A 21,361-nucleotide genomic window follows, 5' to 3' on the forward strand; every position below is an offset into this window, starting at 1 on the left:
CATGTGCAATCAATGCAATTATGAACGGCTGCTGAGCGGCGCGCATCTGGATGCGACCGACAACCGGCTGCGTGTTCTCGAAGTCATCGGCAACAACAGCTACCCGCTCTCCGCTGCCGACATTTTCAAAACCATTGAACGAACCTGCAGGATCAACCGGGTGACGATCTACCGCATTCTGGATCTACTGGTTGAGCACGGGCTGGTGGATCGAATCAGCACCGGCGGCCGTGCCTTTTACTACGGCATGGCACCCAATGCGCACCACCATCCCCATCCCCATTTCTACTGCAAGCGCTGCGGCCGGATGGATTGTTTGACACCGGACAGCCTGAATGTGGACAGCGATACCTTGTGGAAAACCTTCCCGGGCCGCATCGACAAACTGGAAGTCCGCGTGGACGGCATCTGCAAGAATTGCATGAAATAAATGAATTCCCGCGTCTTAGCAGATCCGAACCATCCTCACCCCACCCGACAGGACACACCGGCTGCCCAAGTGTACCTGCTCGCTCAGCTTGCATTTCTTGCCGCGCTCCTCTGCCTGGTCTTTTTTTTCCGCCGCACCCCCTGGTTCGATACCCTGAGCATCACCTTTGTTTCCATTTTTCTGGAAGCGCTGCCATTCATGCTGCTGGGCGCATTGATCGGCGGATTCATCGAGGTTTTCGTTTCCAAAACACTGATCACGCGCATCATTCCGGCCGGAATCCTGCCGGCCATCCTTCTGGCAGCCGGCCTCGGCCTGGTTTTTCCGGTTTGTGAATGCGCCATTGTGCCGGTGGTCCGCCGGCTTTTCAGCAAGGGCCTGCCTTTAGGTGCCGGCATTGCTTTTCTGTTGGGCGGGCCCATCGTCAATCCCCTGGTGGCCCTGTCCACCGCCGTTGCCTATGGCAACGACCTGGCCATGGCCGTGTGGGCCGGCTGGCATCCGGATATCTGATTGCGGTGGCAATGGGGTTGCTGATCGATCGATTCTTCTCACGGAAAAGAGCACTGGCCGAATTGCCGATGGACGAATCTGGGGAAGCGGATGCATCTCTTCCGGTTTCAGCTAAAGTTTCCCGGGCACTGCGGCACGGGGCATCGGATTTTATCGATATCGGCCGGTTTCTGGTTTTCGGTGCCTTCGTGGCCGGAGCACTGCAGACACTGGTGGCCCGGGGTGATCTGGCGGTCTGGTTCGGGTCGCTTCCCTTTTCTGTTCTGGCCATGATGATCCTGGCGCTGCTCTTGAGCCTGTGCAGTGAGGCCGATGCATTCGTGGCCGCGTCTTTTCGCACCACACTGCCCCTTACCGCCCAGATGGCCTTCATGGTTCTGGGACCCATGCTTGACCTGAAACTGATTGCCATGTATTTCCGGATTTTTCGAAAACAGCTGATTCTGGTCATGTCAGTGTCGACCTTCATCATCGTTTTTGTATGCATGATGGCCGGCTCATGGATGGTCAGATGATACGAATCGTTAAAAAGGGAACGCTGTCTGTCTGCCGCTACCTCGATGTGCTTCTATTTCTTGCCTGGCTGGCTGCGCTGTGCGGGTTGTTGCTGACAGGGAAGGACACGGCTTTCCTTCACCCACGATTCCGACTTTTTTTAGCAGGTGGGACCGTTCTGCTGACGGCATTTATTCTTGTGATCCTGTTCGGCCCGAAGCGGCATAATACCGGCTGGCCATTGGCGATGACAACCGGGCAGGCACTCGTAATCATGGCGCCGTTGCTTTTCCTGGCCACCGCTGTCAATCAGGGAATGGGATCGCATACGCTGACAAGGAAGTTTACGGGTACGGAGCAAAACACCCTGACCCGTCTGCTGGAAAGCGGAAACGGAACCATCGGCGAAGCGAACCCGACGCCCGCCATGTCCCTTCTGGATATCGCCCGCAAGATGAAACAGATTGACGGCCGGCGGGTAATCACCGAAGGGCTGGTCTACCGCCCCGACATCATGCCGGAAAACTACCTGACCCTTTTCCGGTTCGCCATCTTCTGCTGTGCGGCAGACGCCATGCCGGTATGGGTATTTGTGGAGAATGCGGGCGTGGCGGCCTTTGCTGACGAAAACTGGATTCGCGTGGATGGGACCGTCCGGATTGTCAATTTCAACGGCACCGATGTACCGGTGATCAGGGCCGACACCATCGTAAAAAAACCGGCCCCGCCACCGGGTGAGCAGTATCTGTTCTTTTAACTTGGATCGCTGTCAATATTGCTTCCTGAGCCGTTGCACCGCCTTGATCACGACATCGACAGCCCGATCGATCTCTTCTGGGGTGGTCGTCCGCCCCGTGGAAAAACGCACGGTGCCCTTGGCCCATTCCAGCGGCACCCGCATGGCTTCCAGGACATGGGACAGGGTCACGGTGTCGGAATGGCAGGCAGCGCCGGCCGAAGCGGCCACCTCCAGTCCGATCTCTTCCAGAATCCGGTTGGCCTCCAATCCCTTGAAAGAGAGGCTCAGGGTGTTGGGCAGTCGCTTTTCAAGATGGCCGTTCAGGTGCATATCCGCCAGGCCATCCGCCAGGCCCGAGTACAGCCGGTCCCGCATGGCCTTCAAGTGGCGACCGGCATAATCGAGATGGCGATCGGCCATCTCGCAGGCCTTTCCCAATCCCACGATCTCCAGCACGTTTTCGGTTCCTGCCCGCCAGCCCATCTCCTGGCCCGCCCCGTGGCAGAATTTTTCGGGCCGCAGCCCCTTTCTCACGTAAAGCGCACCGATGCCCTTGGGGGCGTATAGTTTATGCCCGGCCACCGAAAGCATGTCCACGTTCATCGATTCAACCTCAACGGCAATCTTGCCGAGGCTCTGCGCCGCATCGGTGTGAATGCAGATCCCTTGTTGTCGGGCCAGTTTGGCGATTTCGGTAATGGGCTGAATGGTTCCAACCTCGTTATTGGCATGCATAATCGAAATCAGGATGGTGTCCGACCGGATGGCGGCGGCTACATCGTCGACACCGACCATGCCGGTGGCATCGACATCGACAAACGTGGTCTCAAAGCCTTCTTTTTCCAGGTATCGGCAGACCTCCAGCACCGCTGGGTGCTCTACGGTGCTGGTAATCAGGTGGCGGCCTTTTTCCTTAAGGGTTCGGGCCATGCCCTTGATGGCGTGGTTGTTCGATTCAGTGCCTCCGGAAGTAAAGAATACCTCTTCCGGCAGGCAGCCCAGCAGACCGGCCACCTGCCGCCGAGCGGTCTCGACGGCTCGTTTGGGCCGGATACCGAACCAATGCGAGCTGGAAGGGTTGCCGAATTCAGTTTCCAGGAATGGCCGCATGGCCGCAATCACTTCCGGGTCATGGGGAGTGGTGCCGTTGTAGTCCAAATAGATGGGGTGAATCCTGGTATCCATGCAAATTTCCTTCGTCATTTGAAGTCAATGAGTGTCGACTCAAAAGCCCGCCAATCCCAGGGAGGACGGAGACTGTCCGCTGAATCGTCAACCGGCCAGGGCCATTGTTGAGGGATCGGGCTGCGACACACCAAACGGTCTCCCTGGGTGGGATGGTCCACCACCAACTCGTGGGCCAGCAGGGCGATCTGCCGGTCGGGGAGCGGTGGCCCAGCACCGTAGCGCAGGTCGCCCAGGATCGGGTGCCCCATGTGGGCCAGCTGAATGCGGATCTGGTGGCGCCGGCCGGTTTCCAGGGAAATTTTCAACAGACTTTTTCCTGAGTCCCTGCCGAGGACGGCATAGCGCAGCCGAGCCTCCTGGCTGCGGTCCGTGGACGTCGGGACCACACGGCTCAGGCAATCCCGACGCTCGATGTGATCGATCAGGCTGGCTTCCCCGGAAACCGCCCCGCTGACCACGGCCAGGTAATGCTTTTCGACCGACCGTTCACGGAATTGTCTGGACAGACGAGCCGCTGCCTTGGATGTGCGGGCAAACAGGACCACTCCGGCCACCGGGCGGTCCAGCCGGTGAACCATGGCCAGAAACACCTTGCCCGGTTTGTGGTAGCGGTCCTTGAGCCATTGTTTTCCCAGGTCCAGCAGGCAGACGTCGCCGGTACGATCCCCTTGCACCAGCAGTCCCGATGGTTTATAAACCGCCAGCAGATGGTTGTCCTCGTAAATGACCGGCCAACGGGAGTCAAAGAACGGAAGGCCTTCGGTTTCGGCGGGGTTGGCGAGCATTGTTTCTATCCGATAATCGAATTTTAATGTTACGATAAGGCTTCGAGAATTCTCAGCCACAAGGAGTAGCATGTGAATACAGCAGGTTCAAGGCCTTCTCAAACCGCGGGGGATCGTGGTCGGAAAAAGCCCCCCAGGCCTGAGCAGATGGATGCGCTGCTGCAGCGCTGCGGCATCAACCTGGCTGCTTCCCAGCTCAAACAGCTGTGGGCTTACCATCAGCTGCTGCGGCGACACGATGCGGAATTGAACCTCACCCGGATCCGCAATTTTGAAAATATGGTCGTCAAGCTCTACGCCGATTCCATCCTGCCGGCCCTGCATGCTCCACTGCCTTCACCGCTGCTGGACCTGGGCACCGGTCCCGGCATGCCCGGCATCCCGCTTAAAATTTTTCGGCCGGACCTTCATATCTTGCTGGCCGAAAGCCGGCAGCACCGCAGCGACTTTTTGAAAACGGCCGTCTCCGTGCTGAGCCTTGCCGGTCTGGATGTGGTCGAACGGGGAATTGCCCCGGACTACGAACGACCCGTGGCCGGTGTGATCACCCGGGCCGTCGAACCCATCGCCGACACCTTGGCGCGTATTGTCGGTTGTCTGGTGCAGGACGGCATGGTCATCTTCATGAAAGGGCCGCGGTGCGACGAAGAAATCGAAAAAGCCGCGAAAATGTTTGCGTCGGCATATGAACTGGCCGAGGACATTCCCTACCAGATCCCTCACACCCCGCATCGACGCCGCCTGGTGGTTTTTCGACGAAAAACCCGGCCGGCCCCTGCCAGGGTCACGCCTCAAATTATGGAAAAACACCGCATAAAGATCATCGAAAGCGAAAGCAACGCGATTTTCAAGGATCTTAAAAAGCTCCTGGGCGGCCGCGGGGTCAAGAAGCAGGGAAATACCCTGGTGTGCGGCGCCACCCTGGTGGCCGAGGCAATGGAACGATCCCCGAAGCGCTGCCGGGCCTGGATCACCAGCGGCAACCGCCAACCGCCGCCATCCGAGGCCCCCTCCGATCTGGAGTGGGTTCAACTGGCACCGGACCTGTTTCAGTCTCTGGACACGTTCGGAACCAAACATCCCATCGTTCTTTTCGATATTCCTGCCCCCGAACCCTGGCATCCTGAAAACGGCCCGCTTACCGGCTGCAGCCTTCTGGTTCCGTTTCAAGACCCGGAAAATGTGGGTGCCGTCATTCGCTCTGCCGTGGCATTCGACGTGGATCGGATCATTCTGCTTGCCGAAAGCGCCAATCCGTTCCACCCCAAGGCAGTACGCGCCTCGGCCGGGACCGTATTTTCCGCCAGGCTGTTCCAAGGCCCGTCTTTGTCGGAAATCCCCCCAAACCTGCCGGTAATCGCCCTTTCCTCATCGGGCCAACCGCTGGCCCAAACGCGGTTTCCCACATCCTTCTGCCTGCTTACCGGTATGGAAGGCCCCGGATTGCCTTCCCGTTGGCAGGCGGAAACCGTGGCCATCCCCATGGCTCCCGGTGTGGAATCACTGAATGCGGCAGTGGCCACCGCCATCGCCCTCTATGAATGGCGCCGGGCCAGTGCCGGTCGGTAGGCTCAAAAAACAGTCTGTTTTCTCAAACAACGGTGTTTTTCATAGCTCACAGATGACCTTTGCGCATGGACGTCAAATAACAAAGGGGAGCATTGCGCTCCCCTTTGTTATTCCTGTAGCATGCGGCGGCTCGGCTTACTTGCGTCCGCTGTACTCCTGATAGGCCATGGCTGTCGTGCGGTAGACAATGTGGGCCAGTTTGGAAAACGGGGTGTAGGCGAACAGGCTCCAGATGAACATCAGGTGCAGAAAATAGACGACGGCCGACAGGCTGTACATTCCTCCCAGACGCAGCATCTGGGTCAGCATACCGGTTGCACCCAGGCAGAGCACCAGGCCCACCAGGTACCAGTCCCAGTAACTGGAAATCTGATCCTTTTTGCCCAGGCGGTTTTTCAGGAGCAGGATGCCGCCGACAACCAGGGCGATACCGCTGATGTTCCCCAGCCATTTGACCGGGTTGATCTGGCTGTAAGGCCCTTCGATGTGGAAAATCCACTCGGCGGCGAAAAAGCAGTTGGTAACGATGAACAGGCCGATGAAGCTGAAAAGCACCATCATGTGCGCCGTCGACCGATCCCGGTTTTCACCGCACTCGTTGAATTTCTGGTGCTTCAGGATCGTGGGCACCGTTTTGATCAAGGCCTGGATAAAGCCGGCAGGTTCGATCTTCTCCTTGTCGGTCTTCCCTTCCTTAACGGCATTGGCATGCATGTCGGTCAAAAAGCGTTTCAGGCCCAGGGCAAAGACAGCCACGGCACCGAAAAAGGTGGGGATCATGATGATGTCCACCAGGTAGTTGCCGATGTAATCCGCCTGCCACAGGTGGTCGCCGGTGGGGGCAAAGTTCAGCCAGTTTACGCCCACCATCTTCAGCAGCAGCCCCACCACCAGAAAAATTATGGCAGGAATGGCCAGCAGGATGGGCAGTTTCGTGGGATCGCTGACCATTCTGGCCAGGGCCTTGGGCGTGGCATACTCGATGACCGTGGCCGCGCGTACCGCCGCCAGCACGTCACCGGGCTGTGCGCCGCGGGGGCACAGGGTAGAGCAGTCGCCACAGTTGTGGCACAGCCAGACGTCGCCGTTGCCGATCAACCGGTCCTTCAACCCCCAGGATGCAGCAATCATTTCCTTTCTGGGAAATGGCTTGGTATCCGGGGAGATGGGGCAGGCCACAGCGCAAGTTGCGCATTGGAAGCACTTTTTGACATCGGCGCCTCCCAGCCTGCCCACTTCCTTAATAAAACCCACATCAGGTTCGACCAGATATGAATCCGCCATTGGTAACCTCCTCACTTGGCAAAAAATGGGTGGGAAAGGCGGCGGTCACCGCCTTTCCATCGTATCAAAAAATAATTAGAAGCCCTTGAACGGGTTCGGACCCAGTGCTTCGATGGATTCCACGAAATCGTTGATGATCTGCGGGATCTTGTCGTAGTCGTCGATGGCCACTTCAAACTGGGCCACCCGCTCGTTTTCCAGCGCTAGGCTGGCCAGGGCGTCGCCGATCTTTTTCATGCGGATCTCGGCCAGTTCTGAGCCTTTCACAAAGTGGCACTGGTAGTCGTCACCGTGTTTGCAACCCAGCAGAAAGACGCCGTCCATGCCCTGGGACAAGGCATCCTTGATCCAGATCACGTTCATGGACCCCAGACAACGGATCGGGATGAGGCGGACGTCCGCCGAGTAGGATAGCCGGTTGAGACCGGCCATATCCAATGCCGGGTAGGCGTCGTTTTCGCAGACCAGACCCAGGATGCGATACGGCGGTTCGCTGTAATCGTCCTCGGACGGCACGCCCACGGCCTTGACCATGGAACCGATGCTGTCGATGTTGTAGTCGGCAAAGCCAATGATACGTTCGGGGCAGGCACCCATGCAGGTACCGCAGCGACGGCAGCGGGTGGGATTGGGCTTGGGTGTGCCCTTTTCATCGTCGTCAAGGGCTCCGAAAGGGCACTCTTCGGTGCAACGCTTGCATTGGGTACAACGCTGGAAGAAGAAGTCCGGGAAAGTCATATCGCCGGAACGGGGATGCACACTCACACCGCGGTTGACCGACTCCAGACACTGGATGGCCTTGAGCGCCGCACCGGAGGCATCTTCTATCGCCTCTTCCATGGTCATGGAGCGGCGGATCGCACCGGCCGCATAAATGCCGGTCCGCTGGGTTTCATAGGGGAAGCAGATGAAGTTGGAATCGACATAACCGTTGAACAGGCCGATATCGCGAAAACCCGGACCCTGGCGGTAGGCCAGGTTGATTACCGGGTCGTCCTTGGTTACGGGAACCATGCCGGCACCCAATACCACCAGGTCCGCTTTCACCTGGAGCTTCTCGCCCAGCAAAGTATTTTCGGCGTCCACGATCATGCCGTCGCCGTTCTTGGCCACGCCCATCACGGCGCCCTTGGTCATGAAGATGCCGGGATCCTGCTGCAGTCCCTTGTAGAACAGTTCGGAAAACCCAGGTGTACGCATGTGCTGGTAGAAAATAAAGGCCTTGCCGTCATCGTAGTCTTCCCGGACGTACTTGGCCTGTTTCAGCGAAACCATGCTGGTGACCGCGCCGGCATAAGCGAAGTCGCTGTCGGATTCGTCCTTGCCCGGACTCTGAACGAAAACCACGGATTTGGCGGCTTTCCCGTCCGAAGGACGTACGATCTTGCCGGCCTTGGCGATCTGTTCGAACTGATGGTTGGTAATCACATCGGGCAGTTCACCATATCCCAGATGGGAATATTGGTCACCTTCTAGTTTGTCTGGACGCCATCCGGCAGCCAGGATAACGGCGCCGAACAGTTCTCCGTCGGGATCAAGCTGCAGGATGTCATTTTTGCCCTCGTTGTAAGCCAGGTAGGCCTCATGCTGCTTCTCAGCGTCCAGTTCCTTGCCGCTTTCGTCCAACTTCATTTCATCTGGCAGCGGAAAGGGAACATCGAAGGGGATCTTCTCCCCGGGCTTTTTAAGGGTAACGGTGAACTCGCCGGGCTGACCGGCAATCCGGGCAACCTCGGTCTCGGTTTTAACGGTGATGTTGGGAAGGGCTTCCACTTCCGCGATCTTGGCCGCCACCACCGGGGGAATCAGCGCATCGTAGGGCGCGGATACCGGAATCTGTTTTCTCACCTTGGCCGCATAGCCGCCCAAAGATGCGGTTTTTTCGACAATGGTGACATCGAAGCCGGTCTTGGCCGCGTCGATTGCCGCGGACATACCGGTGATACCGCCACCCAGGACCAGAATCTTCCTGGAAAGGTTCTCCACCAGGTATGGCTCCGGCAGCTTGATCTTCTCTACGCGAATCATGCCCATCTTAATGTAGTCTTCGGCCATCATCTGAACGCGGTCGAAGTTGTCCTCGTCTTCCTTTTCTTCTTCGGTCAAGGCGGGAAACTCGCTGCGCGGGTGAGACCAGACCACGCCTTCACGCAGGTTGACCCGGTCCACGATACAGCCGTCAAAGCGGAAGATATCAAAGTTTACCCGGCGGGAACAAGCCGCAATGACCAGGGCGTTGGTACCGTCGGCAATATCTTTCTTCAAAACCTCGACCCCGTCCTTGCCACAAAGAAAAGGATGGGTTTTAACTGGCACGCCTTCCTCTTCCGGGACCCCGCACAGGGCCTTCACATCGAGGGATTCCCCGATGCCACAACCTTCGCAGATATATACGCCATACTTTTTATCCATCGGGTTACCTCCTACCTTTTCACCAGGGTTTGAATGGCTTTCAGGGCCATGCCGGTCGCATTCTGGTTGGATGAGATCACGTCTGCCGGTTTGGTGGCGCAGCCGGCGCCAAACATGCCGCCCTTTTCAAAGTCGTTGATGATGAATCCATCATCATTGAACTTCAGATCGGCAGGCAGTTTCGTGTTGGCCGCAGTGGGCTGCATTCCCGTTGCCAAAACAGCCATCTCCACCGTCTGGTGAATCTTTTCCCCGCTGACCGCATTTTCGGCAACCACGGTGATATTCTTGGTGGTCGGATCTTCGCTGACTTCGGCGACTTTCCCCTTGATCAGGATGACGTTCGCATCTTCTTTGATCTTGTTGTAGAACTTTTCATACCGGTCGCCGGGCGAGCGGATATCGATGTAAAAGATATACACCTTGGTGTCCGGATACTGCTCCCGAATGTAAGTAGCGTGTTTCAGGGATGCCATGCAGCAGATGTAGGAGCAGTAGGGCAGATGATTTTCATCACGTGAGCCGGCGCACTGGACGAAAGCCACGCTGGCCGGGGGCTTGTCATCGGACGGACGGAGGATCTTGCCTTGGGTAGGACCGGATTTGGCGGCCAGGCGTTCCAGCATCATGTTGGTGACGATGTTGTCGTACTGACCGAAGCCCAGGTTGTCGATCCGATGGGCGTCGTAAGGTTCCCAACCGGTGGCCCAGACAATCGCGCCCACCGGCAGATCGACGGTCTTGGCCTGCATCTCCAGATCTACCGCATCGTATTTACAGGCTTCCTTGACCTTGGCCGCGTCATCGGTGCCGACGATCTGCGGCGAAATGACGAATTTGGCCGGAAAGGCCATTTCGAAGGGCAGATAGGCCCCCTTGGTTTTGCACATGCCGAGGTTATATTCATCGGAGACTTCGGTCTGGCAGACCTCGGCACAGGCACCGCAGCAGGTACAGTTCTCGTTTACGTACCGGGGATTGATTTTCACGCTGACCGTGTAGTTACCGGGCATGCCGGCCACTTTTTCCACTTCCGCCAGGGTAAACACCTTGATTCTCGGGTTGTCCTTGATCCGCCGGAAGTTGATCTCCAACCCGCAGGTCGGAGGGCATAGCTTGGGAAAGTACTGATTCAGCTGTGCAACTCTTCCGCCCAGATAAGGATTCTTTTCGACCAGAAACACCTCATACCCCACTTCAGCGGCCTCGATGGCCGTGGTCAGACCGGCGATGCCGCCGCCGACAACCATAATGCTTCCACTCGCAGGGGCTGCTTTGTCGTTTGTCATGCTATCCCTCCGTGCATCAACGTTTCTAAAAGGTCATGAATAAAAATGCGCGCCAAAACTGCCTTGGTTTCGGGTAATACCCGTTTATTGAAACTGGAAACGGGGAGCTGGAAACCGATCCGGCGATCGCCTCCAGATGCCGGTTTCAGGCTCCAATAAAAGCAACACGCGTTGCTGGAACAGCCTGCCGTAAAGCACAGCACTCTGTCCCCGATGGGTACTACCCGAAAACAAAAACCATCCGTTCGGTAATAAAAACCTCCAGGTGCCGCAAAGGCACCTGGAGGTGTGCTGCTATTCGACTAGAACAACCGTCGACATTTCATCAGTCCGGGATAATCTTGATGTAGTCTTTCTTGAAGACATCCCATTCCTTCTTGTCGGGATCGAACTTGGAGTTGACGAAACAGAACCAGTTCTCGTCATCCTGTCCCGGATAGTCAGACTGATAGTAGAAACCCGGGTAGCGGGTTTCTTTACGGTACTGAATGTGGCGCAGGTGGGCTTCCACCGTCCAGATGCGGTGTTCGATTTCCCAGCATCTCATCAGTTCGTGCAGGTCACCGGCAGCCATCTTGGCGCAGTCTTCGCGCATGGTGGCCAGCAGATCCATGACAATTTTCAGGCACGCGGTGGTGGTCTGATAGAAGGTGGCGGTACCTGCACCATACTCATGGGTGGCCTTCATCAGGCGATACATCATGCCGTTCGGCTTCAGGTAGTTGGGGTTGACGTCGATGGCGGTGGTGTAGTCCTTGTGATCCAGGAAGGTACGCACCGGTTTGTAGACCAACGCGACCAGCTCTTCTTTGGTCTGCTTCAAGGTCGGGGTGAAAGAAGCGAAATCCGTGGCGTAGCGCACCATCTGTTTGGCGGCGATACGGCCTTCGGCATGGGATCCGGAAGAAAATTTGTGACCGGAACCTCCCACGCCGTCACCGGAGGTAAACAGACCGTTTACGGTGGTCATTCGGTTGTAGACCTTGCCGTTGGTGGCTTTGATCTTGTAGCTGTCCGGCACCCAACCCAGATCCGGGCCGGAAGTCCACAGACCGCAGCAGCCGGAATGGGAACCCAGCAGGTAAGGTTCGGTGGGCATGACTTCTGAGTTTTTCTTCTCCGGCTCACAGTCTTGCGCACACCACAGGTTGGCCTGGCCACAGGTCATGTCGAGGAAGTCTTCCCAAGCTTCGGACTCGAGGTGCTTGAGTTCTTTCTTGTCCATGGTTTTGCCCAGTTCGGCCAGCGCGGTCACGGTATCCATCATGATGGGACCGCGGCCTTCTTTCATCTCGAACAGCATCAGGTGGTTACGCAGACAGGTCGGGGTGATGGCGGCAGTGCCATATGGCGCATATTTCTGCAGCTCGGCTTTAGCAGCGTCGCTGGCTGCGAAGTTCTCGCCCAGACCGTTGAGGGTTTTGGCTTTGAACAGGAGGAACCATGCACCGACCGGGCCGTAACCGTCTTTAAAACGGGCCGGGGTGAAACGGTTTTCCATCATGGTCAGCTCGGCACCCACCTTCATGCACATGGTGTAGGTGGAACCGGCGTTCCAAACCGGGTACCAGGCACGCCCTTTACCTTCACCAACCGAACGGGGCTGATAAATGTTCACCGCGCCACCGCAGGCAACCATCATGGTTTTGCATTTGATGATGTAGACTTTGTTTTCACGGACGGAGAAACCGACGGCGCCGGCAATCTGATTGGGCACTTTGGCGTCCAGCAGCAGTTCAACGATGAAGCAGCGCTCGATGATGTTGTCATCGCCGATAGCCAGCTTGGCAGCTTCGGCAACGATACGCTTGTAAGACTCACCATTGATCATGATCTGCCATTTACCGGTGCGGACCGGTTTGGCGCCGGACTTCAGGGTCCCCATTTTCTGACCCTTCTTGCCGTCCAGGTTCTTGCCGTCTTCGGTTTTCTTCCAGACGGGCAGGCCCCACTCTTCAAACAGGTGTACGGAATCGTCGACATGGCAGCCCAGGTCGAAGATGAGGTCTTCGCGAACCAGACCCATCAGGTCGTTGCGCACCATGCGAACATAATCTTCCGGAGCATTTTCGCCAACGTAGGTGTTGATGGCGGACAGACCCTGGGCAACGGCACCGGATCTTTCCATGGCGGCCTTGTCGCACAACAGAACCTTCTGGCCGTCCTTCAGCCACTTTTTAACTTCAAATGCGGCACCGCAGGCAGCCATACCACCGCCAACGATGAGAATGTCAACTTCGCGCTCGTCAACTTCAGGATCCCGCACGGCCTTGAGTTCACCCACAGGTTTATTCGGTAATGCCATATTTTATCCTCCTGTAGAAATACAAATTCTTAATGAAAATATCACCTGCAACCAATGGACTGGATTAGATCTTCGGCGTCGGGATGGCGTATCCGTCAGCTTCTTCGGTGGAGAGCAGACCACTTTCAAGATCTTTGCCTTTGAGGCTCGCATAGGCATTGGCCTGGCCTTCGGGGGTGGTCCGGATGGGGAATTTGAAGCGTTTGATAAGGCCGTTTCTGAACTTACAGGTCCACATCACGTCTTCGGTACCCATCATGGGCATAATGGAACTTCCCAGCGGCACGAAATCAGCATAACCGCGCACTTCGATGGCCTGGGTGGGGCAGATTTTTACGCAGGAAAAGCACTCCCAGCACTGATCCGGTTCCTGGTTGTAAGCTTTCATGGCGTTGGGATCCAGCACCATCAGGTCATTGGGACAAATGTACATGCAAGCGGTTTTATCGCCGCCCTTGCAGCCGTCACATTTTTCCTGAATTACAAAACTTGGCATTTAGTATACCTCCTACGGTTAGTTAAAAAGATTTCACTCAACCTACTTCCGAAACTAAGGCGTTCCCTCCTGTTCGTCGCACCTCCCTTCCATGGATTAGGTGTCCGAATGGTTTCGACCCGGACAGTTACATTGGGTTAACATAAAAGCCCCATACCCTGTTTCATCAAAACACGACGTGCAGACATGAATCCAATGCGCTGCGGCATTGATTTGTTCGATTGAATATATCGTATAAATTCGGGAAGATAGTCATTGTGTAACACAAGGTAAGATCAATACCATCCAGCATATTCATTGTCAAGAATTTTCGGAGGCATAAAAGCCTAAAAGATGCAGCCACTTACATTCGACCTTACGACTGCCTACATATCGTTGGACCCTCCCGCAAAGGTACCATATATGGTGGAAGATTCTGATTGACGGCTCCCGTCATCAAGTCGTTTGGAATTGATTTCCGATTCAGTCGATTCAGGAAAGCGGATCAACATTGCGGTTGACATGCCTGCCCAGCGTGCTACCACTGGCCCACTTGATCTGAACGCAACCCTACTGGAGTCCGGCCATGCAACCCGCCGTCACGCCGCTGGAAAAATATCAGACGTTCTGCTTCACCTGCTCCCCGCAGGCAGCCTGTTTTAATGCCTGCTGCCGGAATCTCAACCAGGTATTAACCCCTTATGATGTATTGTGCCTCAAACAGTTTCTGAAAATGTCATCCAGCGCGTTTCTCAAGAGGTACACCGAGGAGAGCACCGGCCCCGGGACCGGGCTGCCGGTGGTCTCCCTGCGATTCGGTGATGCAGATGACCTGGCCTGCCCCTTTGTCAGCGATGCCGGCTGCCGCGTATACCCGGCCCGGCCCGCCTCCTGCCGCACCTATCCCCTGGCCCGGGGCGTCTCGCGCAATCGGAAAAGCGGACGGTTGACCGAATACTGGGCATTGATTCGAGAGCCTCATTGCCTGGGTTTTAATAACGGACAACGGCATACGGTAAACCAATGGGTGGAAGACCAGCAAATTGCCACCCATAACCGCATGAACGATATGATGCTGGAACTGATCAGCCTCAAAAAACGGTTCCGACCCGGTCCGTTGAAGCCTTCCGAAAAAAATCGGGTTTTTACCGCCTTATACGACCTGGACGCGTTCCGCAGGGTTCTGTTTGAAGGGAATAACACCTTCGCGACCCGCACGGATACCGATACCCTCGACCGGCCGAAAACCGGTGATCTGGATCTGCTGCTCGTCGCCATGGAATGGGTCCGGAAAAACGTTTTAACGGTGTCCCCGGAAAAGGTGCGAATATGAAACCCAACCATAACGTGGCATTGGTACTTGGCGGCATCAAGGGTATCGGAAAAGCCATCAGCCTTGACCTGCTGAGTCGCGGTACCCGGGTAGCGGCCACTTGGCATGACTGGCCGGAAAGCCTGCCAGCCATGCAATCCGATTTCGCCGGCACGGGAACGGATCACCTGATCGAACGCATCGACCTGCTTGACACCGATGCCGTTCCGGGGCTGGTGGAACGGATCATGGACCGATTCGGCCGGCTGGACATCCTGATCAACAACATCGAACGGGGAGGGTGGCCGGTGGTTCACGGCCGTTACACCCGGGAGCAGTGGGACATGGAGATGGCCACGACCCTGCGGGCCAAACAGTGGGTGTTCGACGCAGCCCTGCCTTTCCTCAGGGCTTCCGGAGACGGCGCCGTAGTCAACATCTCTTCCATTGCCGGCATCATCGGTCGAAGCGGTCCGGCCAGCTATCTCTTCAACGAAGGGTATGCGGCAGCCAACCGCGGCATATCCCTGCTCACGGAAACCTGGGCCCGTTTAGGTGCACCCCGTGTGCGTGTGAACGAGCTGATGCTGGGTGTTTTTGAAACCCGTCATGGACCGAAAACCCGCGGATGGGGGCTGCTGACCGACCGTCAGCGGCAGGCCATCGCGGATCACACCCTGCTGGCCCGAATCGGTCGGATGGACGATGTGGTGCGGGCCATTCGATTTCTATTGGATGACGCCCCGTTCATGACCGGCAGCGTGATTCGGTTGGATGGCGGATACCCCCTGGGCGGCGAGCCCGTCGCCCCCATGCCCGAAGGCGTCGATTAGCACCCGCCATTCCCTACCCCGAAAAACCAGCAGCATGTTGAAAAATGTGATGAGCGCAGGCCAGACAAGGCAAAGTCAGGGATAACCGTTGCTCGAAGTCGTCAGGTATGCTTTTTTTTCACCGCTTCCACGATCCGGCTGCGGCGCAGCCGGTCCCGGGGATCATCGCTGACCGCCGTCAGGATTTTCGTCAGATAAGCCCGCTGGTTGTCGATGGCCCGTTGATAAAGGTCTTCATCGATTTTCCACCGCGCCTTGAAGTGGTGGACCATAAATCGGTTCGAGGATGACAGTTGGGTTTCAAAACGGTCCGCCATGCGGATGAAAAAATCTTTCGACTGAGCCATCAGGTCCAACTCGTCCTCATAGTCGTCGATGCGGGCCTCGTCCAGCTCGTAGAATAAAAAAAGCAGTTTTTCCAAATAGGTCCGATCAGCCATCTGGGCCAGGATATCCGCCGCGGCCAGCATCTTGCCAATCTGCTCAGTGGCTTTGTCCGGAAACGGAACCGATGCCAGGTCGCAGTTGAGATCGGTGCAGTGAATCATCGCCATACAGGGGTGGATTTCGCTCTCCTGAAGGCCGAAGGCTGCAAAGTGCTTTTGGAGGAAATCCATGCTGCGCCGCACGTGGCAGGCGGTGTACTTGGCGCCGGTGCCTTCGGTGTCTTCACTGTTTTGCAGGTATCCCGAATCATGCAGCAGGGCCGCCACCAGCCCCTGGTGAGCCTGTCGGGAAGAAAAATGGATTCCCGTCTCCCACGCACCATGAAAAAGCCGGACCATGGCCAGGAAACAGTCGGTGACATGTTTGAGGTCGTGATAACCGGTGTTGCAGCCTTGGATGTCTTCCCAGTCTCCCTGATACAGGGACACGGTCTGGTTGAAGGCAGACCGGATGGCCACCGGATCCATATCCGGGGAAAGGTGTTCCACCACGACTATCGCCTCGTCCAAAACCGCCTGCGGGGATTCCATGTGGACCAGATTTGCCAGCTGGATTTCAGCCATTCCTGGATTGTTCCTCCTGTTGACGACAGTTGCCTGCCCTGCGGTTTAGGACCGCAGGAAAAAAATTGGGCGGATCGGGTGCCGGATTTTGGTTCGGATGCAAGGCACGCCAATGGTTTCATACGGATGATATGGAATCATTAATGCAACGCCGGTGCCAGGCCCTTGAATTTCGGGGGCAAGGTAAAAACCATGTCGCCCGAAAGCATGGCCAAGGCATTTCTGTCTGGCATGGATCGGTCTAAACTTCAAGCCTAATTTGCGATCGATAGCCTGCCGCATCCGCCACTGGCTATTGCGGTTCAACTCGATTATTGATACATGTGGAATTCTGGCCAACGACACCCGACAGTTGTTTGAAAGGCTTTTATCATCAACGGCTTAACCAACGGGATGATCCGTCTGTTTTTAGCCGGAGAACGGCAGCAATGGGCTCCCTCAACAGGTAAAGGAACAGACCCGATGAGAGTGGTTACCCGACCCGATTTTGACGGCGTGGTATGTGCCGTTTTGCTCATGGATGCGCTGCAGGTCGGCCCGCCGGTGCTATGGGTCCAGCCTAGCGACATGCAGCACCGCCGGGTGAATATTCAAAACGGCGATGTCGTTGCCAACCTGCCTTTTCATGAAAAATGCAGTCTATGGTTCGATCACCACTATTCCAATCAACCGGAAACCCCCGTGGACGGGGTCTTTAAAATTGCACCGTCGGCCGCGGGAATTATATATGAACACTACCGGGAACGACTGGATCGGGATTACACCGAATTGATTCGCCAGACCGACCGCATCGATTCGGCAGATTTGACATTGGACGAGATCCTTCACCCGGAGAGCCACCCCTACGTCCTGCTGTCGATGACCATCACCCACCACGAGCCGTCCGAAGAACACTACTGGGATCATCTGGTGGACCTGCTGCGAACCCGATCCATGGCCCGGGTGATGGACGATCCGGAGGTAAAGCGGCGATGCCGGCGGGTAGTGGAGACCAACATGGTCTACGAAAAAGCCCTCAGGGCGAATACCTCGCTGATCGACCATGTCTCCATCACCGATTTCCGGAATCTTGATCCGGCACCCGACGGCAACCGTTTTCTGGTCTATTCCCTGTTTCCCGACTGCACGGTGAATGTCAAAATCGTCTTCGATGATGAAGATCTGGCCAGTATCAAAGTGGGTCACAGCATCCTTAACCGGGGCTGTGAAGTCAATGTGGGAAAGATGCTCTCCGCTTTCGAAGGCGGCGGCCATCCCGGTGCCGGTGCCTGCCGCTTCGCCCGGGAAAAGGCGCCGGACTACCTGAAACGCATCGTAGGAATTCTGCAAAAAAATGTCCCTGTCTGAACCACGCCTGCGAGCTCATTTTCCTGCCTCCGGCAGGGACGTCAAAGGAAAACCGTAAACCGACAGAGACCCAAGTCGGTGAATCGATTCCGCGTCCTGCCGCAGGAAGGCGCGAATGATTGCTACGATCTTGGAGAAAATAGTGTCCACCCACGTTCAACGCCCCTACCACCACGGTGACTTGAGACGATCCCTGATCCAGGCTGGATCTAAAATGATCGAGGAGAAGGGACTGGCCGGATTGAGCCTGCGGGAGGTTGCCCGGGCCGCCGGTGTCAGCCATACGGCGCCCTACCGGCATTTTCAGGACAAGGCCGATCTATTGGCGGCCATCGCTCAGCTGGGGTTCGAACAGCTCACCGACCAAGCCGGAAAGGCGGCTTCGCTGCATGAGGGTGATCCGTGCAAACAATTTGTGGCCGCCTCGGTCCAGTACATTCTTTTCGGAGTCAGAAATCCGTGCATGTCCCATCTGCTTTTTGGCGGCGTGATCAACATGCGGACCGCTCCTCGCGCCCTGAAGCGTTCCTCCTGGGCGGCTTTTCAACTGGTGGAAACCATCATCGATAATGGAAAAAGGGCGGGTGTCTTCCTCGACCGGGACACCATGGAACTGGCGGTGGCCACCTGGTCCGGCATCCACGGCCTGGCCCAGCTGATCTCCGGCGGCTACTTGAGCCGCCTGGCCGCCACGGAACGACAGGTGGAAGCCTTGGGGAAAATGGTGTGCCAGCTGCTTTTGACCGGCATCCTCAATCCGGACGAAAAAAAGAAAAGGCGCTCAGGATTCAAGGGGTCGAGGATCCCCGGATTCGAGTGACAACGGCAAAATTTTCAATGAAAGGGCCCCATTCCCTCAGAACTACCCCGAACCAATTGAAAATAGGTTTTTATCGATTTCAACATCGCAAGCGACGGAGTATTAGCCCTCGCTTCGCATTAAAAATCTTAATTTAATAATAACGTTTATGTTCCCTTGACCCCTTGGATCCCTGAACCCTCGACCCCTCTATCCAGCTATCCCGCCATGAACATGGCTTCGATCCGCTCGCGGCTCTCGACCAGCATCCGGCGGTTTTCGTCGAAAATTTCCAGGGTGACGGTGTCATCGTACCCGGCACCCTTCAGGCCCCGGACCAGTTCTCCAAAATTGACGGTTCCCTGGCCCACGGCCAGGTGGTCATCCAGTCTGCCCTGATTGTCACTGAAATGAAGGTGGCCGATCCGTTTCCCAAATGCGCTCACCAGCTCTTTTAAACGGCGACCCCGCCGGTCGTCGATATTGGCGTGACCGGAATCCAGGGTCATCTTCAGGGCGGGGAAGGTCTTGAATATCTCTTCAAAATCATCCGGCTCCACCCCCAGCCGGTTTCTCGGAAACATGTTTTCCAGACAGATCGTCACATCCAGGCAGCGGGCGGCGTCCACCATTTCCGATAAAAAATCAAATGCGTAGCCTTTTACCGTGTCCAAGACAAAGGCGCCCATGCCACCGGCCATGCTGGGGTGCAGGACGACCTTTTTTGCTCCCAGATCGGCAGCCACGTCCAGGGAACGCTGCATCTCCGTCACCGAGGCCCGCCGGAGGCTTTCGGTAAGATCGGCGGTGGTGAGAAAAGTTGGCAGGTGGCAGACAAGCCCCAGGCCGTTGACCTTCAGCGCCCGATTGATGGCCGCCCGGGAGGACGAAAGAATGCTGTGATGGGCCATGGGCGGATCCATGGCCAGCTCCAGGTAGTCGAACCCCAGCCGGGCAAACGTGTCGATTTCATCCAGTACCGGCGTTATCGGGAAATTCATGGCGCCAAATTGCATGTCACACCCCCCGACCCAGGGGAAAGGAAAAAGTCGGCTTCTTCGAACCCACGTGAATCATCAGAATACCGACCGCAATGAAGACCATCGCGACAATGAGATTGGGGGTGATCGGTTCATGCAACAGAAACCCGCTGAACACCACCCCAGCGATGGGCATGATGAACACAAAGGCGTGCAGGGTGGACGCACCGTACCGTTGGAGCATCGTACTCCAGGCCACGAAGCCGAAGGCGGCGCTGACCAGGCTCTGGTAGGCATATGCGCCGATTACCATCGGATTCAGGTTGAACAGCATCCGATCATCCCACAGGAACCCGGCAGACAGAAAAATCGGGACCGAAAAGATCATCGGATACAGCACCAGATGGAACGGTGAATAGTCATTGATGATGCGCTTGGTGTAAACCACATTGCAGGACCAGACCATCACCGCCGCCAGGATGATCAGATCGCCGGTATGCAGCGATCCGGAAATACCCGGCGTACCGGTAAACATGAAGGCCACACCGGCAAACCCCAGCACAATCCCCGTCATTTTTTTCCACGTGATGCGTTCACCGGGGATAAACCGGTGGGAGAGGAACAATACGAAAAACGGCAGCAGGTTGGAGATCAGCACCCCTCTTGAGGCATACGTGCGGTCAAGCCCTAGATAAAAAAGAGAAAGCTGAACCGTAAAAGCCAAAGACACGATCAGCAGTTGAAACGCCTGGCCCGTCTGAATGCAAAATGAACGGTCGGTGGCCCGGGCCCAGCAGGCGATGGCAACCGCCGCCAGAGCAAACCGAAGCCCCGCGCTGGTCAACGGTCCCATACCGGTCAGGGCCAATTTGATGGCCACGGTATTGCCACCGAAGATCACCGTAAGAAATATGATGAAGATCCCCGGGAACAGGGTTATGTCCGTATTGTCTGAAACCATTTGAATCCCATCTGACGCATCAAAAAAGAGAGCGGGTCACTCGAAGAGAGCTGTCGTGTCTGGCTGCAGCCGTCATCGGACATCAGCAGGCCGCTTCCAGCATGAACTTTAAAAAATAGGCTACGTTTTTGGCCGCATAATGGGTACCGGTCCGGCCGGCAAAATCAGGATCTCCGGCAAACACCGGTCCTCCGGCCACGATCCGGGTTTTGCGGGGCAGATGATTAGCGATGCGTATCAGATCGTCTCCGGTATCGAACTGGAGTATGGTCAGTCCCAAATATGCCGGTTGGTGGCGCTGGCATGCATCGATGATGGCCTCGGGAGTCTGCATCAGGCCCAGGGAGATCAAGCGGATACCGAGGGCAACGGCAAATTTTTCGATAACGGCCAGTCCCTGCCCCAGTCCGTCGTCCAGGGTGGCGGTGACCATCGACGGTGGATCTTCCCAGAGGCCGCTAATGTGCAGACGACTGCGCAATCCTTCCAGGTTTTCTGCCGCCTCGTCAAGACCCTGCCGCGAAGGCAGACCTGTCTCTATCCATTGGTTGGCAAGGGTACCCACCGCCGCGCGGAAAGGGTTTTTTGCATCGTCCATCGTTACGGATTTTCCTTCAAACGGATAGCCGACTGGA

20 protein-coding genes are annotated in these 21,361 nt (G+C 56.5%); 9 read left to right on the forward strand and 11 right to left on the reverse strand.

Annotated features, from left to right (window positions below):
* The first annotated feature begins 1 nt into the window (after window position 1).
* Genes ACHZBS_RS10445 through ACHZBS_RS10460 form a run of 4 tightly spaced genes read left to right on the forward strand, consistent with a single transcriptional unit; the run spans window position 2 to window position 2,195 of the window.
* Window positions 2-430 carry a transcriptional repressor gene (locus ACHZBS_RS10445; RefSeq protein ID WP_319406442.1) on the forward strand — a complete coding sequence of 143 codons (429 nt, stop codon included), beginning with the start codon at window positions 2-4 and terminating at the stop codon, window positions 428-430.
* On the forward strand, window positions 431-943 hold the full coding sequence (locus ACHZBS_RS10450; RefSeq protein ID WP_319406443.1) for a permease: 513 nt from the start codon (window positions 431-433) through the stop codon (window positions 941-943).
* Window positions 916-1,458, forward strand: a complete 543-nt coding sequence (locus ACHZBS_RS10455; protein WP_394707981.1) for a permease — start codon at window positions 916-918, stop codon at window positions 1,456-1,458. Before ACHZBS_RS10450 ends, ACHZBS_RS10455 begins: the two co-directional genes overlap by 28 nt.
* On the forward strand, window positions 1,455-2,195 hold the full coding sequence (locus ACHZBS_RS10460; RefSeq protein WP_319406445.1) for a TIGR03943 family putative permease subunit: 741 nt from the start codon (window positions 1,455-1,457) through the stop codon (window positions 2,193-2,195). The genes ACHZBS_RS10455 and ACHZBS_RS10460 overlap by 4 nt, the downstream gene beginning before the upstream one ends.
* Before the next feature lie 12 nt (window positions 2,196-2,207).
* Here ACHZBS_RS10460 and ACHZBS_RS10465 read toward each other — a convergent pair whose 3' ends face one another.
* Together ACHZBS_RS10465 and ACHZBS_RS10470 are read right to left on the reverse strand one after the other, a co-directional pair.
* Window positions 2,208-3,362 carry a cysteine desulfurase family protein gene (locus tag ACHZBS_RS10465; protein ID WP_319406446.1) on the reverse strand — a complete coding sequence of 385 codons (1,155 nt, stop codon included), beginning with the start codon at window positions 3,360-3,362 and terminating at the stop codon, window positions 2,208-2,210.
* 14 nt (window positions 3,363-3,376) lie between these two features.
* Window positions 3,377-4,150: an RNA pseudouridine synthase gene (locus tag ACHZBS_RS10470; protein WP_319406447.1), complete on the reverse strand. Its 774-nt coding sequence runs from the start codon at window positions 4,148-4,150 to the stop codon at window positions 3,377-3,379.
* A gap of 147 nt (window positions 4,151-4,297) precedes the next feature.
* Here ACHZBS_RS10470 and rsmG point away from each other — a divergent pair, with 147 nt between their 5' ends.
* Entirely contained in the window at window positions 4,298-5,719 is a 1,422-nt protein-coding gene (gene rsmG, locus ACHZBS_RS10475; RefSeq protein ID WP_319406448.1) for a 16S rRNA (guanine(527)-N(7))-methyltransferase RsmG, read from the forward strand.
* Window positions 5,720-5,854: 135 nt separating this feature from the next.
* Here the strand turns inward: rsmG and qmoC are convergent, their stop codons facing one another.
* The 5 genes from qmoC to aprB form a co-directional block, all read right to left on the reverse strand.
* The gene (gene qmoC / locus ACHZBS_RS10480) at window positions 5,855-7,003 is read right to left on the reverse strand and encodes a quinone-interacting membrane-bound oxidoreductase complex subunit QmoC (protein WP_319406449.1); all 1,149 of its coding nucleotides are present in this window, start codon (window positions 7,001-7,003) and stop codon (window positions 5,855-5,857) included.
* 75 nt (window positions 7,004-7,078) lie between these two features.
* A complete protein-coding gene (locus tag ACHZBS_RS10485) occupies window positions 7,079-9,415 on the reverse strand; it encodes an FAD-dependent oxidoreductase (RefSeq protein WP_319406450.1) in 2,337 nt (778 codons plus the stop codon).
* Between the two features lie 11 nt (window positions 9,416-9,426).
* On the reverse strand, window positions 9,427-10,704 hold the full coding sequence (locus tag ACHZBS_RS10490; RefSeq protein WP_319406451.1) for a CoB--CoM heterodisulfide reductase iron-sulfur subunit A family protein: 1,278 nt from the start codon (window positions 10,702-10,704) through the stop codon (window positions 9,427-9,429).
* Window positions 10,705-11,029: 325 nt separating this feature from the next.
* A complete protein-coding gene (gene aprA / locus ACHZBS_RS10495; protein ID WP_319406452.1) occupies window positions 11,030-13,009 on the reverse strand; it encodes an adenylyl-sulfate reductase subunit alpha in 1,980 nt (659 codons plus the stop codon).
* A gap of 64 nt (window positions 13,010-13,073) precedes the next feature.
* Window positions 13,074-13,505, reverse strand: coding sequence for an adenylyl-sulfate reductase subunit beta (aprB, locus tag ACHZBS_RS10500; protein WP_319406453.1), 432 nt, complete (start codon window positions 13,503-13,505; stop codon window positions 13,074-13,076).
* A gap of 565 nt (window positions 13,506-14,070) precedes the next feature.
* On the opposite strand from aprB, the gene ACHZBS_RS10505 reads away from it, so the two are divergent.
* Window positions 14,071-14,817 (forward strand): YkgJ family cysteine cluster protein, encoded by a 747-nt coding sequence (locus ACHZBS_RS10505; RefSeq protein WP_319406454.1) that lies wholly within the window; start codon window positions 14,071-14,073, stop codon window positions 14,815-14,817.
* On the forward strand, window positions 14,814-15,629 hold the full coding sequence (locus ACHZBS_RS10510; protein ID WP_319406455.1) for an SDR family oxidoreductase: 816 nt from the start codon (window positions 14,814-14,816) through the stop codon (window positions 15,627-15,629). Before ACHZBS_RS10505 ends, ACHZBS_RS10510 begins: the two co-directional genes overlap by 4 nt.
* A gap of 101 nt (window positions 15,630-15,730) precedes the next feature.
* Here ACHZBS_RS10510 and ACHZBS_RS10515 read toward each other — a convergent pair whose 3' ends face one another.
* On the reverse strand, window positions 15,731-16,639 hold the full coding sequence (locus ACHZBS_RS10515) for a hypothetical protein (RefSeq protein ID WP_319406456.1): 909 nt from the start codon (window positions 16,637-16,639) through the stop codon (window positions 15,731-15,733).
* A 462-nt stretch (window positions 16,640-17,101) separates the two neighbouring features.
* Between ACHZBS_RS10515 and ACHZBS_RS10520 the strand changes: the two genes are divergently transcribed.
* Entirely contained in the window at window positions 17,102-17,986 is an 885-nt protein-coding gene (locus tag ACHZBS_RS10520; protein WP_319406457.1) for an exopolyphosphatase, read from the forward strand.
* 115 nt (window positions 17,987-18,101) lie between these two features.
* A complete protein-coding gene (locus ACHZBS_RS10525; RefSeq protein WP_319406458.1) occupies window positions 18,102-18,806 on the forward strand; it encodes a TetR/AcrR family transcriptional regulator in 705 nt (234 codons plus the stop codon).
* A gap of 197 nt (window positions 18,807-19,003) precedes the next feature.
* Here the strand turns inward: ACHZBS_RS10525 and ACHZBS_RS10530 are convergent, their stop codons facing one another.
* The 3 genes from ACHZBS_RS10530 to ACHZBS_RS10540 all read right to left on the reverse strand — a co-directional run bounded on the left by ACHZBS_RS10530 (window position 19,004) and on the right by ACHZBS_RS10540 (window position 21,324).
* Complete coding sequence (locus tag ACHZBS_RS10530; RefSeq protein WP_319406459.1) at window positions 19,004-19,801, reverse strand: sugar phosphate isomerase/epimerase; 798 nt, start codon at window positions 19,799-19,801, stop codon at window positions 19,004-19,006.
* Between the two features lies 1 nt (window position 19,802).
* Window positions 19,803-20,726: a DMT family transporter gene (locus ACHZBS_RS10535; protein ID WP_319406460.1), complete on the reverse strand. Its 924-nt coding sequence runs from the start codon at window positions 20,724-20,726 to the stop codon at window positions 19,803-19,805.
* An 82-nt stretch (window positions 20,727-20,808) separates the two neighbouring features.
* Window positions 20,809-21,324, reverse strand: a complete 516-nt coding sequence (locus ACHZBS_RS10540; RefSeq protein ID WP_319406461.1) for a hypothetical protein — start codon at window positions 21,322-21,324, stop codon at window positions 20,809-20,811.
* Between the last annotated feature and the right edge of the window lie 37 nt (window positions 21,325-21,361).

The organism is uncultured Desulfosarcina sp., from assembly GCF_963664155.2.
In the GTDB taxonomy this organism is placed as follows: Bacteria; Desulfobacterota; Desulfobacteria; order Desulfobacterales; family Desulfosarcinaceae; genus Desulfosarcina.